11 protein-coding genes and 1 pseudogene are annotated in these 14,785 nt (G+C 72.6%); 9 read left to right on the top strand and 3 right to left on the bottom strand.

The genetic code is table 11. From position 1 onward, the window contains the following. Nucleotides 1–78 precede the first annotated feature (78 nt). The 3 genes and pseudogenes from AB0E62_RS28120 to AB0E62_RS28110 all read right to left on the bottom strand — a co-directional run. A pseudogene (locus tag AB0E62_RS28120) lies at nucleotides 79–255 on the bottom strand (IS5/IS1182 family transposase); the annotation flags it as partial. A gap of 92 nt (nucleotides 256–347) precedes the next feature. Then, nucleotides 348–512, bottom strand: coding sequence for a hypothetical protein (locus AB0E62_RS28115; protein ID WP_362199589.1), 165 nt, complete (start codon nucleotides 510–512; stop codon nucleotides 348–350). A gap of 598 nt (nucleotides 513–1,110) precedes the next feature. After that, nucleotides 1,111–2,088 carry a TauD/TfdA family dioxygenase gene (locus AB0E62_RS28110; RefSeq protein ID WP_362199586.1) on the bottom strand — a complete coding sequence of 326 codons (978 nt, stop codon included), beginning with the start codon at nucleotides 2,086–2,088 and terminating at the stop codon, nucleotides 1,111–1,113. Between the two features lie 520 nt (nucleotides 2,089–2,608). Here AB0E62_RS28110 and AB0E62_RS28105 point away from each other — a divergent pair. The 9 genes from AB0E62_RS28105 to AB0E62_RS28065 all read left to right on the top strand — a co-directional run bounded on the left by AB0E62_RS28105 (nucleotide 2,609) and on the right by AB0E62_RS28065 (nucleotide 14,647). Next, on the top strand, nucleotides 2,609–3,853 hold the full coding sequence (locus AB0E62_RS28105; RefSeq protein WP_362199583.1) for an ROK family transcriptional regulator: 1,245 nt from the start codon (nucleotides 2,609–2,611) through the stop codon (nucleotides 3,851–3,853). Between the two features lie 49 nt (nucleotides 3,854–3,902). Next, nucleotides 3,903–3,986: a putative leader peptide gene (locus AB0E62_RS28100; protein ID WP_362199811.1), complete on the top strand. Its 84-nt coding sequence runs from the start codon at nucleotides 3,903–3,905 to the stop codon at nucleotides 3,984–3,986. A 303-nt stretch (nucleotides 3,987–4,289) separates the two neighbouring features. Further along, nucleotides 4,290–5,882 (top strand): ABC transporter substrate-binding protein, encoded by a 1,593-nt coding sequence (locus AB0E62_RS28095; protein WP_362199580.1) that lies wholly within the window; start codon nucleotides 4,290–4,292, stop codon nucleotides 5,880–5,882. A gap of 2 nt (nucleotides 5,883–5,884) precedes the next feature. Continuing rightward, nucleotides 5,885–6,829 carry an ABC transporter permease gene (locus AB0E62_RS28090; RefSeq protein WP_362199577.1) on the top strand — a complete coding sequence of 315 codons (945 nt, stop codon included), beginning with the start codon at nucleotides 5,885–5,887 and terminating at the stop codon, nucleotides 6,827–6,829. Nucleotides 6,830–6,833: 4 nt separating this feature from the next. Beyond that, nucleotides 6,834–7,697, top strand: coding sequence for an ABC transporter permease (locus AB0E62_RS28085; protein ID WP_362199574.1), 864 nt, complete (start codon nucleotides 6,834–6,836; stop codon nucleotides 7,695–7,697). Next, nucleotides 7,694–9,568, top strand: coding sequence for an ABC transporter ATP-binding protein (locus AB0E62_RS28080; protein WP_362199571.1), 1,875 nt, complete (start codon nucleotides 7,694–7,696; stop codon nucleotides 9,566–9,568). Before AB0E62_RS28085 ends, AB0E62_RS28080 begins: the two co-directional genes overlap by 4 nt. A gap of 98 nt (nucleotides 9,569–9,666) precedes the next feature. Beyond that, nucleotides 9,667–10,494 (top strand): formylglycine-generating enzyme family protein, encoded by an 828-nt coding sequence (locus AB0E62_RS28075; RefSeq protein ID WP_362199808.1) that lies wholly within the window; start codon nucleotides 9,667–9,669, stop codon nucleotides 10,492–10,494. Further along, a complete protein-coding gene (locus AB0E62_RS28070; protein WP_362199569.1) occupies nucleotides 10,491–12,338 on the top strand; it encodes a sulfatase in 1,848 nt (615 codons plus the stop codon). Before AB0E62_RS28075 ends, AB0E62_RS28070 begins: the two co-directional genes overlap by 4 nt. Next, nucleotides 12,335–14,647 carry an arylsulfatase gene (locus tag AB0E62_RS28065; protein WP_362199566.1) on the top strand — a complete coding sequence of 771 codons (2,313 nt, stop codon included), beginning with the start codon at nucleotides 12,335–12,337 and terminating at the stop codon, nucleotides 14,645–14,647. The genes AB0E62_RS28070 and AB0E62_RS28065 overlap by 4 nt, the downstream gene beginning before the upstream one ends. Nucleotides 14,648–14,785 lie beyond the last annotated feature (138 nt).

Raw genomic sequence — 14,785 nt, 5'->3', positions numbered from 1 at the left:
CTCCGCGACGCGCAGCCGGGACGCGTCGGCGAGCTCCCCCAAGAGTTCCTGACGGAATGCGGCTCGCAGGCGGCGCCGGCAGATCAGCGAGCAGGCGAGCCTGAGGAACGCCTCGTGGATGTCGTCGCGGACCTCCCACCGGATGCGCGGACGGCCGAACCAGTGCAGCAACGCGATCGTCTGCTCGACCACCCGCCGTTTGGTGACCAGGCCGGAACCGGGGTCGGTGCCGCGACGGGCGATCACGGGCTTGATGCTCGTCCGCTACGGAGGCGTGGGAGTCCAGCCCGATCAGGTTGTCCAGCTCGTACGGATCCGCCGCGAGATCGTGGAGTTCGGTCTCCCGGTCATGGGTCCGCGCGCAGAGGACGCCCGATCTGGTCCTCGCTGATCCGCACGAGGACCGGCCTCGGGCGCTGCGGATCGGGCCCCCCGTGCAGCAGCGGCAGCGAGGACCTTCCGTGCAGGCCCTCGGCGACCACCAGCCCCGCCGCGTCGACCAGCGTCGGCATCAGGCCGACGGTGCTCAGCGGCTGCCGGACGAGACCGCCGCCGCGGCCGGCACGGTGTCGTCCTCGGTGCCCAGGCCGAACAGCACGTCACGCAGCCGACCCGATCCCTCGTCGACCCGCTGGACCTGGCCCGGACAGCCGCCCGGATGACGGTACGGCCCGCCCGTGCGGCACGCCGTCCCTCGTCAGCGCTCCCGGCAGCCGCGCGGCGCCGGACAGTCGTCTGCCGCGTTCTGGTGGTGCGGTTCGAGCAGGAGAGGAAGAAGCGGACGCACCGGCTCGCCGCCCCCGTCGTGGACCACCGTCCGACGGGCGTCGGACGTGAACCCCAGCCGGTCCGAGGCGAGCCAGGAACAACGTCGCGTGGGAGTGGCAGACCGTTGCGGAACACTCCCGTGGCTGTCGGGTACGGGCGGGTCCGGAGGGACGGACGGACCGGCGCGCACACCGGGTCGGGGGTGATCGCGTGCTCGACGAGCCTGCCCTCGCCGGGCCGGCCGAACTCGGGAGTCGCCCGCCCGGTTGCCGTGCACGCCCGTGGTGTCCCAGCGCTGCTGGTCGGTGAGGACCACGATCACGCGGGGACGCCGGGGCACGGTCATGCGGTGGCGGCCTCCGCGGCCGGGACGCCCGACGCGCCCGGTGTGCTGGACGCACCCGACGCGACGCCGAACGCCGGGTCCGGCACCGACTCGGGGGACAGCAGCACGGAGGACCGGCCGTCGACACCGACCGGGACGTCACCGTCGATGGTGACCCGGCGCAGTTTGCGCTCGTGGTCGTCGGAGTCGTCCACCCCGTAGTGCTGCGTCGCCCGGTTGTCCCAGATGGCGACGTCGCCGGCCTGCCACTGCCAGCGGACGGTGTTCTCGGGCCGCTCGATGTGCGCCTGGAAGAGCTGGAGCAGGGCACGCGAGTCCGGCGCGGTCAGCCCCTTGATGCGCTGGACGAAGTTGCCGAGCAGCAGGACCCGCTCCCCGGTCTCCGGGTGGACGCGCACGACGGGGTGCTCCGTGAGGAACTTCGTCGAGGTGAACACCTCGCGGAACCGGGCCAACTGCTCGGGCAGCGCGTCGGGGCGCAGCGCGGCGTAGTCGTAGTCGTTGGAGTGCACGGCGCGCAGCTCGTCGGCGAGGCGGCGCAGCGGCTCGGGCAGCCGGGCGTACGCGGTCGCGGTGTTGGCCCACAGGGTGTTGCCGCCGTACGGGGGCACGACCAGGGCGCGCAGGACGGAGAAGGCCGGGTACGCGGGGACGAAGGTCACGTCACTGTGCCACTGGTTGGCACGGCCGCCGTGGTCGGAGTCGATCGGGAAGGAGTAGCGGCCGTCGGCGGAGGGGACGGTCGGATGGGCGACCGGCGTGCCGAGCAGGCGGCCGAAGGCCTCGTGCTGCTCCTCGTCCAGGTGGTCCTGGCCGCGGAAGAAGACGACCTTGTGCTCGAGCAGGGCCGCGCGGATCTGGGCCACGGTGTCCGCGGGCAGGTCGCCGCCGAGACGGACGCCGGTGAGGACCGCGCCGAGGCGGCCACCGACCTTCTGCACGGTGACGGCGGGGGCGGGGGCTGTGGTGGTCATGTGTGCTTCCTTCCGTGGACACAAGCAACGCACGTCGGCTTGCGTGGAGTTAATTCCTGAGGGGAAGTAATTGAGGTGAGACAGGGACCGTGCCCCGGGAACCGTGCGGCCGAGGCGGATGACGCGGAGAGCGGGGGCGCGCGGGTGCCATGACGACGGTAGCGGCGCGAACCCGCGGCGCGGGACGCTCGGTTCAGGCGCCTGCGGCAGCCCGGCAGAGGCCCGGACAGAGCGCCGGGGCGGCGGTGCCGAGCCGCGACTCGCAAGCGGCCGTGGTGAGCATGCCCCGGAGACTGACAGGGTCCCGCGAGGCTCGTCAAGGACACGGACCGAGACCCGGATCCTGTCCCGGGGGTGCTTCAATTCCCCCTGCACGGCACCTGGCCGTCGGCCCGGGGACCCGCTCTGACCAGGCGGTTTCAGGCGCCGAACCGAAGGAACCGAAGCCTTGGCACCGCTTTGCGGGACGGCCCGTGACCGGCTTCGGGATTTCATGTCCCCGCAACGTGGAGAGGCAACGATGACGTCCAGCGCCCACCCGCCCAGAATGGTCGGCGACGGCCGGCGCGAGGCGAACGCGGCTCTCGTGCTGCGAACGGTCCTCGATCACGGCCCGGTCGCCCGCAGCGCCGTCGCCCGGCTCTCGGGACTCAGCCCGGCCGCCGTGTCCCGGCAGGCCACCGACTTGACACGGGCGGGGCTGCTGCGCGAACTGCCCGACCTCGTCGAGGGCCGGGGGGTGGGGCGCCCGCAGATCCCGATGGACCTGCACGTCGGTGCGGTCGGCGGGCCGGTGGCCGGCGGCGTGCACCTGGGCGTGCCCGCGTCGACGCTGGGCCTGGTCGACCTGCGGGGCAGGGTGATCGCCCGGCGCTCGGTGCCGCACGACGGACTGGACCGGGAGCTGCTGCCGGCCGCCGTCGCCGCCGAGTTGCGCGCCTTCCTCGCCGAACACGTGGGCGGACGGCCCCTGTTGGGAGTCGGTGCGGCGCTGGGCGGCTGGATCGACCCGGTGCGGGGATCGGTCGTCCGGCACGAGGCGCTCGGGTGGCGGCGCCGCCCGCTCGCCGTGGAACTCACCGAGGGCCTGGGCGGTGTGCCCGTGCGGATCGACAACCACGCGCGTGCCATCGCCCAGTCGGAGATCCTCTTCGGCAGGCCGGCCGCACGGCGCAGTCTCGTCCACCTCTTCGTCGGCAACGTCGTGGACGCGGCGCTGGGCATCGCGGGCGTGGTGCACCAAGGGCCGGGTTCGGCGGCGGGCGACGTCGCGCACCTGCCCGTGCCCGACTCCACCGTCCCCTGCCCGTGCGGCCGTTCGGGCTGTCTGGAGGCGACCGCGTCGAACACCGCCGTCGCGGCGACCGCGGCGCGCCGGGGGATCGTGCCGGAACCCGACATCTTCCTGGTCGTGGACGCGGCGGCCGCCGGTGACCGGCGCGCGGACCGGCTGCTGAGGGAACGGGCCCGGGCGGTGGGCAGGGCGGTCGCCCTCCTGCTCGACGTCGTCAACCCGGACCTGGTGGTCGTCACCGAGCACGCCAGCGTGCTCAACGCCGAGTACCTGGAGGAGGTCCGGGGCGCCGCCGTCGATCTCTCGTCCGTCTGCGACGACCCGGAACGCATTGTCAGCCCCCACGCGGGCCCGGCCACGCTGCCCGTCGCGGCCGGCACCGTCCTGCTGAATCCGCTGTTCAGGGCGCCGCTGAGGACCATGGAAGAGCGGGCAGGGGCCGAAGCGGAAGGGCTGACACCGTCTCACTGAACGGACAGCGTCGTTGACCGCCGGACGACGTCACTGTCATATTGCTGCCGTGAGTCCACAAACGCGCCTCGTCTCCCGCAGGCATGTCGACCTGTGTCGACAGGCCAGCGCGGTCTGTGCCGTTCGCGTCTGACCACCTCGCCCGCGAGCGGACCCGGCCACTGCGCCGGTGCCTCCGCCTCGCCCCGCATCCTTCCTCCCTCTTGATGCGCGCCGACACACACTGACCAGGCCGATACGCGCCGACAGCGCGGCTCCGCGCTGACAGTGACGACGTGCGCGCTCCCGCGCCGAACCGTCAGCCGCCTGCACGGCCTCGCAGCCATGAATTCCGCTCGCAGCGGAAGTAATGGTGCGCGACGCCGGGCGCACGACGCCGTTCTCCGCGTCTCGTCATCACCTCATCGTCCCTCGAACCGTCACAGGCAGGCATCAGATGACCGAGTCGTACCCTTTCCCGGCCGCCACACCCTCCCGGCGGACCGCCCTGCGTGCCGCCGGCGGTGGCACCCTGTTCCTCGGGCTGGGACTGGCGGGCTGCCGCTCGGCCGTCTCCGCGTCGGAGTCCGCCGAGAAGGGGGGCGCCGCCGAGCCGAGACGGGGCGGCACGGTGAGCGTCGCCATCAACAGCGACTTCACCCCCAGCCTCCTGTTCGCCCAGAGCGGCCAGTCCCTCCAGCACCGCCTCGTCTACAACACGCTGACCCGCTACGACGACGAGCTGACACCGCGGCCCGAACTGGCGACTTCCTGGCAGTACGCGAAGGACGGCCGCAGCATCACGCTCGAACTGCGCTCCGGGGTGACCTTCCACGACGGCCGTCCGTTCACCGCCGATGACGTGATCTTCGCCGTGAAGAACCTCCAGAACCCGGCCAGGGCCGCCCAGTTGAGGGCGACAGCGAGCGTGGTCACCGGTTTCGAGAAGCAGGGCGACCACAGGCTGGTGCTCAAGCTGGCCCACCGCGTCAACAACCTCTTCGACCTCTTCGAGTTCATGATCATCACTGATCGGAACTCCGTCGAGGAGGCGCTGAAGGGAACCAGGCTCAACGGCACCGGGCCGTTCCGGCTTACCAAGTGGAGCCCGGGCTCCGGACTGAGCTTCACCCGCAACGACACCTACTGGCAGCGGGGCCGCCCCTACCTCGACGCCGTCGAGTTCCGCGTGATCCCGCAGGCCGACGCCCTCGTCTCCTCCTTGCGCACGGGTCAGTCGCAGCTCACGTTCCAGGTGCCGGGCAGGAACCTCGCCGTCGTCAAGAGCAGTCCCGGCCTCACCGTCACCGAGTACGACACGGGCGGCGGAGCCCAGTACCTCGGCGTCAACACCACGGTCGCCCCGCTCGACGACCGCACCGTCCGGCAGGCCCTCGCCCACGCCGTCGACCGCGACCGCATCCTGAAGCAGACCCTCGGCGGCTACGGACTCGCCTCGGCGGCCCCCTGGCCGAAGTCGTCGCCCGCCTTCACCGAGGCCGGCCGCACCCACTACGCGCACGACCCCGCGAAGGCGCGCGAACTGCTGAGGTCCGCCGGACACACCCGCCTCGACCTTCCCCTGCTGCACCTCGGTCTGCCCGGGGACACCGCCGTCGCCGAGTCCCTCCAGTACGACCTGAAGCAGGTGGGCGTCCACGTGACCCTCCAGCCCACCGACCCGGCCAGCGCGCAGAAGAACCTCATCTCCCAGAAGATGCCCGCCCTGTGGACGATGAGCCACGGGTTCGCCCAGGTCCAGCCGTCGACCCTCGCGGTCAGCGCCTATCCCTTCAACGAGGCCAAGAACACCTCGGAATACCGGTCGGCGAAGTACACCCGGGTCGTCCGCGAGGCGTGGACGAGTCCCGCCACCGGCGCCGCGGCGAACGCGCTGCACCGCGAGATCTCCGACATCCTCCTCGACGAGGCGTTCATCATCGACCTCGTCATCCGCGGCAACGTCCAGGTCGCCGCCGAGGACCTGCACGGCGTCACGCTGAACAAGTTCGCCTACCTCAACCTCGACAACGCCTACCTGGCGGCCTGAGCATGGGCGTCCGACTGCTGCGGCGGCTCCCGTCCGCCCTCCTCGTCCTCCTCGTCGCCTCCCTCGTGATCTTCTCGATCCTCCGCCTGGTGCCGGGTGATCCCGCGACCTCCCTCGCCGGACCGGACGCCGGTCCCGAGACCGTCGCCGCCATCCGGGACCGCCTCGGCCTGGACGAACCCCTGCCCCTCCAGTACGTCCACTGGATCGGCGGCCTCCTCACCGGCGACCTCGGCGCCTCGTACGCCATCGGCGGCCAGACCGCCGACCTCATCGGCGACGGTCTCGGCGCGACGGTCGAACTCACGCTGGGCGCCCTGCTGTTCGTCGTCGTCCTCGGCACCGCGTCCGGGGTGCTCGGTGCCACCGCACGCCACGGCTGGGTACGCGCCGCGGTCCGGGTCCTGACGACCGGGGCACTGGCCGTGCCGCCGTTCGTCACCGGTGTCCTGCTCGTGCTGCTGTTCGCGGTGGTGCTGAAGGTCCTGCCGTCCGGCGGCCGGGTCTCCGTCCTCGCCGCCCCCGACCTGGGTGTGCAGTACCTGCTGCTGCCCGCGCTGTGCCTGGCGCTGCCCAGCGCCGCGATCCTCGGCCGCTACCTGAAGGACGGCATCGAGCGCGCCCTCTCCGAGGACTACGTGCGCACGGCCACCGCGGCGGGCGTCCACCCGCGCCGGCTGCTGTGGCGCCACGCCCTGCCCAACGCGCTGCCGCCCGTCGTCACCCTGCTCGGCATGCAGACCGGCCACCTGCTGGGCGGCGCCGTGCTCGTCGAGGCCATCTTCGCCTGGCCCGGCCTCGGCCAGCTCGCCGAACAGGGCCTCACCCGCCGGGACTACCCGGTCGTGCAGGATCTGCTGCTGCTCCTGGTGACCGTCTTCGTCCTCGTCCAGTTGATCACCGATCTCGTCCATGCCTGGCTCGACCCCCGGATCAGGTGGGAGTGACCCCATGTCCGCCATCACCCTCCCGGCCCCCGGGAAACCCGCCCGCAGGACCCCGCGCCACCCCTACCGGGCCGCACTGGCCTCCGTCAGGGGCCGCGTCGGTCTCGCACTCGTCCTGCTCGTCGTGCTCGCCGGGGTCTTCGCCCCGCTGCTCGCCGGGCACAGTCCGACCGACCAGTCCGCGCTGTCCCTGGCGGCCCCCGGCACCCCGGGTCACCTCCTGGGCACCGACGACCTCGGCCGCGACCTGCTCGCCCGCCTGCTCTACGGCATCCGCGCCGACCTCGGCATCATCGCCCTCGCGGTGCCCCTCGGGGCGCTCCTGGGCTGCCTGTCCGCGCTGCTCGCGGCGACCCACCCGGCCGTGGACACCGCCGTCCAGCGGGCCTTCGACCTCGTCCTCGCCTTCCCCGGGCTGATCCTCGCCCTCGCCGTCACCGCCGTCCTCGGCCCCGGCCGCCTGCCCGTCGTCCTGGTCATCGCCCTCGCCGAGATCCCCGCCTTCGGACGGCTCCTGCGCACCGGCATCCTGGTCGAGCGGGAACGCGAGTACGCCACCGCCGCCCGGGTCGGCGGCGCCTCCCCGGCCCGTGTCCTGACCCGGCACATCCTGCCCAACGCCGTGGACCCGCTCGTCGTGCAGATCGCCGTCTCGCTGACCGTCGCGGTCTTCATCGAGGGCGCGATGAGCTTCCTCGGCGTCGGTGTCCGCCCCCCGCAGCCCACCCTGGGCGCCGTGCTGAGCCAGTCGATCCCCTACCTCGCCGACGCGCCGCACTTCGCCGCCGGCCCTCTGATCACCGTGACCGCGCTCGTCCTCGGCCTGACCCTGATCGCCGAGGCACTGAACCGGGAGATACGCCGATGACCGCCTCCGCACTGCTCGAAGTACGCGGTCTGGACGTCGAGTTCACCGCACCCGACGGCACGGTCACCCGCGCCGTGCGAGACGTGTCCTTCACCCTGGACCGGGGCGAGACCCTGGCCGTCGTCGGGGAGTCCGGTTCCGGCAAGTCCACCACCGCCCTCGCCCTGCTGCGGATGCTGCCCGGCACCGGCCGCGTGGCCCGCGGCTCCGTCCTGCTGGACGGGCAGGACCTCGCGACCGCCGACGAGGCCGGGCTCCGGCGGGTCCGGGGCGCCCGCATCGGCATGGTCTTCCAGGACCCGATGACGGCCCTGAACCCGGTGCTCACCGCGGGCGCCCACCTGGACGAGGTGCTGCGCGCCCACGGCGGCCGCGACAAGGCGGCCCGCCGCGCCCGAGCCGTGGAACTCCTCGGCCTGGTCGGCATCCCGGATCCGGAACGCCGTCTGGACGACCATCCGCACCGCTTCTCCGGCGGCCAGCGCCAGCGCATCCTGATCGCCATGGCCCTGGCCGGCGAACCGGACGTCCTGGTCGCCGACGAGCCCACCACCGCCCTCGACGCCACCGTCCAGGACCAGATCCTCACCCTGCTCGGCGACCTCAACCGCCGCACCGGCACCGCCTTGGTCCTCATCACCCACAACATGGGCGTCGTGGCCCGCGCCTGCGAACGGGTCCTGGTGATGTACGGCGGCACCGTCGTCGAGGACGGTCCCACCGCCGAGGTCCTCACCCGCCCGCGGCACCCCTACACCGCCGGCCTGCTCGCCGCGGTGCCCCGCCTGTCCGCGCCGTCCGGCACCCGTCTGGCCGGCATCCCCGGTGCTCCGCCCGACCTCTCGGTCCTCACCGACGGCTGCGCCTTCGCCGACCGCTGCGCCTTCACCGAAGACAGTTGCCGCACCGTCACCCCGCCGCTGGTCCCCGTCACGACGCGGGCCGCGCCGGGAGCGGGCACGGTACGGGTGGCCTGCCCGCCCGCGACGAGCCGGTCCGCGCCGCTGCCCGCCGCGCCCCCGCCCGCCCGGATCGACCGGCCCCGGCCCGGCGCGGTGGTCCTGGAGGCCGTAGGACTGCGCAAGACCTACCGGGGCCGCGGCCTGCGCGGCCGTCCGCTGACCGCGCTGGACGACGTCTCCCTGACCCTGGCCGCCGGCGAGACCCTCGGCGTCGTCGGCGAGTCCGGCTCCGGCAAGTCCACCCTCGCCCGCGTGCTCGCCCACGCGCACCCGAGCGACTCGGGCACCCTGCGGCTGGACGGCGTGGACATCAGCCGCCCCTCCCGCCGCGAACTGCACACCGTACGGCGCCGCGTCCAGATGGTCTTCCAGGACCCGTACGCCTCCCTCAACCCCCGCATGACCGCCGGCCAGATCATCGCCGAGCCGCTGCACGCCTTCGGCATCGGCGACCGGAGCCGACGCGCACAGCGGGTCGAGGAACTCCTGCTGCTCGTCGGACTCGACCCGTCCGCGGCCGACCGCCGCCCGCGGTCCTTCTCCGGCGGCCAGCGCCAGCGCATCGGCATCGCGCGCGCCCTCGCCCCCGAACCGTCCGTGCTCATATGCGACGAGCCCGTCTCCGCGCTCGACGTCTCCGTCCAGGCCCAGATCGTGGGCCTGCTCACCGACCTGCAACGCGATCTCGGGCTCTCCCTCGTCTTCATCGCCCACGACCTCGCCGTGGTACGGCAGGTCAGTCACCGCATCGCCGTCATGCACCGGGGACGCGTCGTGGAGACCGGCAGCGCCGACGAGGTGTGCGAGAACCCGGCCGACCCCTACACCCGGGCCCTGCTCGCCGCCGCCCCCGACCCCGTCCCGCCGGCGCGCCACCGCGAGCCCCGCTCCACGCAGGTGCCCGCATGAGCGGCTGCTGCGCCCCCGGCCGCGCCCGCGGCGGCGGAGCGGGGCCGTTCACCGGGCCGCTCCCCCTGCCGCGGGCGCGCCGCGCCGCCCATCCCGCCCTGGTGGAGCTGCCCGGCGGCACCTTCCTGCGCGGCGACGCCTTCGACGAGGGCTACCACGCCGACCACGAGGGCCCGGTCCGCGAGGTGAGCGTCGCACCGTTCGCCATCGACGCCACCGCCGTCACCAACGCCCAGTACGCGGCCTTCGTCGAGGCCACCGGCCACCGCACCGACGCCGAGCGCTTCGGCTCGTCGTACGTCTTCCATCTCCTGCTCCACCCCGCCGCCGAGCGCCACGTCCTCGGCCGCGTCCCGGGAGCACCCTGGTGGCTCGGCGTCACCGGAGCGTCCTGGCACGCCCCCGAGGGCCCCGGCTCCGGCCTCGACGGCCGCGCCGACCACCCGGTGGTGCACGTCTCCCACCACGACGCCCTGGCGTACTGCGCCTGGGCGGGGTTGCGGCTGCCCACGGAGGACGAGTGGGAGTACGCCGCGCGCGGCGGCCTGCGGGGCGCCCGCTATCCGTGGGGGAACGACTTCACGCCGGGCGGGCGGGAGATGTGCAACACCTGGCGGGGACACTTTCCGCACCGCTCCGACCGGCCCGGCGGCAGCACCGGCACCATGCCCGTCACCGCCTACGAACCCAACGGGTTCGGCCTGTACAACACCTCCGGCAACGTGTGGGAGTGGGTCCAGGACACCCACGGCACCGGCGAACGGGTCATCCGCGGCGGCTCCTACCTCTGCCACGCCTCCTACTGCAACCGCTACCGGGTCGCCGCCCGCTCCCACAACACCCCCGACTCCTCCACCGGCCACGGCGGCTTCCGCTGCGCCCGCGACCCGGAGCCGGCCGTACCGGAAGGACGTACCACCCCGTGAAGGCCGTCATGGTGATGTTCGACAGCCTCAACCGGCACATGCTGCCGCCCTACGGCGGACCCGGGTGGGTCCACGCCCCGAACTTCGCCCGCCTCGCCGCCCGCACCGTCACCTACGACACCTGCTACGCCGGCTCGATGCCCTGCATGCCCGCCCGCCGCGAACTGCACACCGGCCGCCACAACTTCCTGCACCGCGGCTGGGGTCCGCTCGAACCGTTCGACGACTCCATGCCCGAACTGCTGAAGCAGAACGGCGTCCACACCCACCTGGTCAGCGACCACCAGCACTACTGGGAAGACGGCGGCGCCACCTACCACGGCCGCTACAGCACCTGGGAGTTCTTCCGCGGCCAGGAGGGCGACCCGTGGAAGGGCCACGTCGCCGACCCGCGCCCGCCCGAGGACCTGCGCGCCGGCCGGGGCGAACTGTGGCGCCAGGACTGGGTCAACCGGCGGTACCTCGGCAGCGAGGCAGAGCAGCCGCAGACCCTCACCTTCGACGCGGGGCTGGAGTTCCTGAGCGTCAACCACGCCGAGGACGACTGGTTCCTGCAGATCGAGACGTTCGACCCGCACGAGCCCTTCTTCACCCAGGCCCACTACAAGGACCTCTACCCCCACGACTACGACGGCCCCCACTTCGACTGGCCCGACTACAACCGGGTCACCGAGACGCCGGAACAGGTCGAGCACGCCCGCTACGAGTACGCGGCGCTGCTGTCCATGTGCGACCACTCGCTCGGCCGGGTCCTGGACGCCATGGACACCCACGGCCTGTGGGAGGACACCCTCCTGATCGTCTGCACCGACCACGGCTTCCTGCTGGGTGAGAAGGGCTGGTGGGCGAAGGTGGTCCAGCCCTGGTACGAGGAACTGGTCCACACCCCGCTGTTCGTGCACGACCCGCGTCGCCCGGACCGTGCCGGCACCCACGACGCCACCCTCGTCCAGACCATCGACATCGCACCGACCCTGCTGGAGTACTTCGGCGTCGACCGCACGCCCGACATGCAGGGGCGCCCCCTGGGCGGGACCGGCGGGACGGCCGGCGCCGGGGCCGGGCGGACCTCCGCCCTGTTCGGCATGTTCGGCGGCCATGTGAACATCACCGACGGCCGCTACGTCTACATGCGCGCCTGCCACGACGACACCAACCAGCCCCTCAACGAACACACCCTGATGCCCACCCGCATCCGCGGCCGCTTCACCCCGCACGAACTCGCCGGCATCTCCCTCGCGGAACCCTTCTCCTTCACCAAAGGGGTGCGGACCGTCCGGGTCCCCGCGCCCGCGCCGGCGCTCCTCGGCCCCCAGCGGTTCGGCACCCTGCTCTTCGACCTCGCGACCGACCCGCACCAGGAACGGCCGATCGTGGACGACGCCGTCGAACTGCGCATGATCCGGCTCCTGGTCGAGCAGTTGCGCGCCAACGACGCCCCGCACGACCAGTACGAACGCCTCGGTCTCCCGCACGAGCCGGACTCCGCCGACGAGAGGCACCTGCTCGTGGCCGCACAACGCGAGCGGGCGGACGTCGCGCGCGAACCGGCCGCCCGCGCCGACGAGTTCGCCGAGGGCACCCTGAACCTGCGCACCCCGCTCGCCCGGCTGCTGGCCGAACCGGCGGCGGCCGACGCCGTGCGCCGCATCGTGCCGGGACTGCTCGACACCGAGCTGCTCACCCTGCGCGGCGGCGGCACCCTCCTGCACATCGCCGCCTTCACCGGCCGGCCGGGCCGCGCGCAACTCACCGAGCTGGCCGGCGAACTGGCCCGCCTCTTCCCGGCTCCCCGCACCGACAGCACCGACAGCACCGCCGACGACGCGGAGGTCCCCGCATGAGCAGCGCCACCCGACGCGACCCGTACGAGGGTTTTTCCGGCCACGTCGGCCGGACCTTCGCCGAATCCGAACCGGCCTGGCCCGCACCCGCCCCCACCGGGAAGGCACCGAACATCGTCGTCGTCCTCGTCGACGACATGGGGTACAGCGACACAGGCCCGTTCGGCTCGGAGATCCCCACGCCCGTCCTCGACCGCCTCGCCGACGGCGGAGTACGGCTGACCAACTACCACACCATGCCGCTGTGCTCCCCGGCACGGGCGGCGCTGCTCACGGGCCTCAACCCGCACCGCGTCGGCTACGCCATGGTCGCCAACTCCGACCCGGGATTTCCCGGATACGGCATGCAGATCGCCGACGACATCCCCACCCTCGCCGAACTGCTCCACGACGCCGGATACGCCACCTACGCCGTCGGCAAGTGGCACCTGGTGCGCGACTCCGCGTCCAACGCGGCGAACGACCGCGCCGGCTGGCCGCTCCAGAAGGGCTTCGACCAGTACTACGGCGTACTGGAGGGCTTGACCAGCCTCTTCCACCCGCACCAGCTCGTCCGGGACAACAGTCCGCTCGACATCGACGAGTTCCCCGACGACTACTACTACACCGACGACATCACGGACCAGGCGATCGCCATGGTCAAGTCACTGCGCGCCCACGACCAGGACAAACCCTTCTTCCTGTACCTCGCCCACAACGCCGTGCACGGGCCGCTCCAGGCCAGGGCCGAGGACATCGACCGCCACCGCGGACGCTACGACGACGGCTGGGACGCGTTGCGCGAACGTCGCTTCGCCGCGCAGAAGGCCGCCGGCCTCTTCCCGCCCGGCACGGAACTGCCCGCACGCAACAGCGAGGCAGGCCTCGACGTACCGGCCTGGGAAAGCCTCACCGAGGAGCAGCGCCGGCTCTACGCCCGGTACATGGAGGTGTACGCGGCGCTCGTCGACAACATCGACCAGAACCTCGGCCGCCTCACCGGCACTCTCGACGCGCTCGGGGAACTCGACAACACCATCATCGTCTTCACCTCCGACAACGGTGGGACCGGAGAGGGCGGCGCCGAGGGCACCCGCTCCTACTTCAGCCGCTTCGTCCACCACCCGGGGCTGCCGGACGACTGGACGCCCGACGTCGACCGCGCCCCGGAGCTGATCGGCGGCCCCCGCAGCCTCGTCCACTACCCGCGAGGCTGGGGCATGGCCTCCAACACGCCGTTCCGCCTCTACAAGGGCCACACCCACGCCGGCGGGGTACGCGTCCCGTTCCTGCTGTCCTGGCCCGACGGCGCCCGGGAAGGACGGCTCGCACCGGGCCTGCGCCCGCAGTACCAGTACGTCACCGACATCGCACCCACGCTCCTGGAACTGGCCGGACTGCGGCGCCCCGGCACCCGGCGCGGCCGCCCCCTCCAGGAACCGGACGGCACCAGCTTCGCCCCCGTCCTGGCCGACGCCGCCCACGACTCCACCCACCACGAGCAGTACTGCGAGATGAGCGGCAACCGCAGCCACTACCGCGACGGCCACAAACTCGTCACCCTGCACCGGCCCGGCACGCCCTACGACGACTCCGAATGGGCGCTGTACGACATCCGTACCGACCCCACCGAGATCCGCGACCTCGCCGCCGAGCGCCCGGACCTCGTCAAGGAACTGTCGGCGGCCTGGGAGGAGGCGGCCTGGCGCAACGGCGTCTTCCCGCTGCCGGACGGCAGTGGAGCCCTCGCCCGCCGCAACCCCGCCGAACGGAGGCTCGCCCGGCCGCTCACCCTGCTGCCCGGCACGCCGGAACTGGAGCGCTACCGCTCCTCCCGGCTGATCTCCCTGCGGTCCTTCGACATCGAGGTCCTGCTCGACGAGACCGGCGACGGCGTCCTCGTCTCCCACGGCGACCAGGGAGGCGGCTACAGCCTGTACGTCGAGGACGGACGGCTGCGCCTCGCCTACAACGAGTACGGCGTCCTGCACGAAACGGACGCCGGTCTCCTGGCGTCGGGTCCGCACCACGTCCTGCTGAGCGCCACCGCCGAGGAAGGCCTGCGCTGGCGGTTCACGCTGGCCGTCGACGGGAGAGAACGGGCCGTGTCCGGCAGCGTGCACCAGCTCATCGGCATGGCGCCCTTCCAGGGCATCAGCGTCGGCGTCGACCGCAAGTCGCCCGTCTCCTGGCCCCTGTACGAACGCCACCGCACCTTCCGGTTCACCGGACGGCTGAGGTCGGTGACGTACCGGCCCGGACCGCCGGGCCCCGACTCCCCGGAAGCGGTGGCCACCGCGCTCCGCGAGGCGGCGTCCGCGTTCGAGTGAGCCCTCCCTGCCAGACCCTCGTTATGTCGTGCGCATGGCAAGTTTATTGATGGTTCGTCAACTGCCTTGTGAGTGACGTCAGTTGTCGGCAACTCTTGATCACAGCCCGAGCGGGATGCCATGCCCCCGCCTCGGCAG

The sequence above is a fragment of the Streptomyces sp. NPDC038707 genome (assembly GCF_040636485.1).
Taxonomy (GTDB): domain Bacteria; phylum Actinomycetota; class Actinomycetes; order Streptomycetales; family Streptomycetaceae; genus Streptomyces.
This window is presented reverse-complemented; position numbering and strand designations above follow the sequence as displayed.

Excerpts from the sequence above, each read along its gene's own strand:
- AB0E62_RS28115 (WP_362199589.1), bottom strand. The coding sequence starts at position 512 with ATGCCGACGCTGGTCGACGCGGCGGGGCTGGTGGTCGCCGAGGGCCTG.
- AB0E62_RS28105 (WP_362199583.1), top strand. The coding sequence starts at position 2,609 with ATGACGTCCAGCGCCCACCCGCCCAGAATGGTCGGCGACGGCCGGCGC.
- AB0E62_RS28110 (WP_362199586.1), bottom strand. The coding sequence starts at position 2,088 with ATGACCACCACAGCCCCCGCCCCCGCCGTCACCGTGCAGAAGGTCGGT.
- AB0E62_RS28090 (WP_362199577.1), top strand. The coding sequence starts at position 5,885 with ATGGGCGTCCGACTGCTGCGGCGGCTCCCGTCCGCCCTCCTCGTCCTC.
- AB0E62_RS28085 (WP_362199574.1), top strand. The coding sequence starts at position 6,834 with ATGTCCGCCATCACCCTCCCGGCCCCCGGGAAACCCGCCCGCAGGACC.
- AB0E62_RS28080 (WP_362199571.1), top strand. The coding sequence starts at position 7,694 with ATGACCGCCTCCGCACTGCTCGAAGTACGCGGTCTGGACGTCGAGTTC.
- AB0E62_RS28095 (WP_362199580.1), top strand. The coding sequence starts at position 4,290 with ATGACCGAGTCGTACCCTTTCCCGGCCGCCACACCCTCCCGGCGGACC.
- AB0E62_RS28065 (WP_362199566.1), top strand. The coding sequence starts at position 12,335 with ATGAGCAGCGCCACCCGACGCGACCCGTACGAGGGTTTTTCCGGCCAC.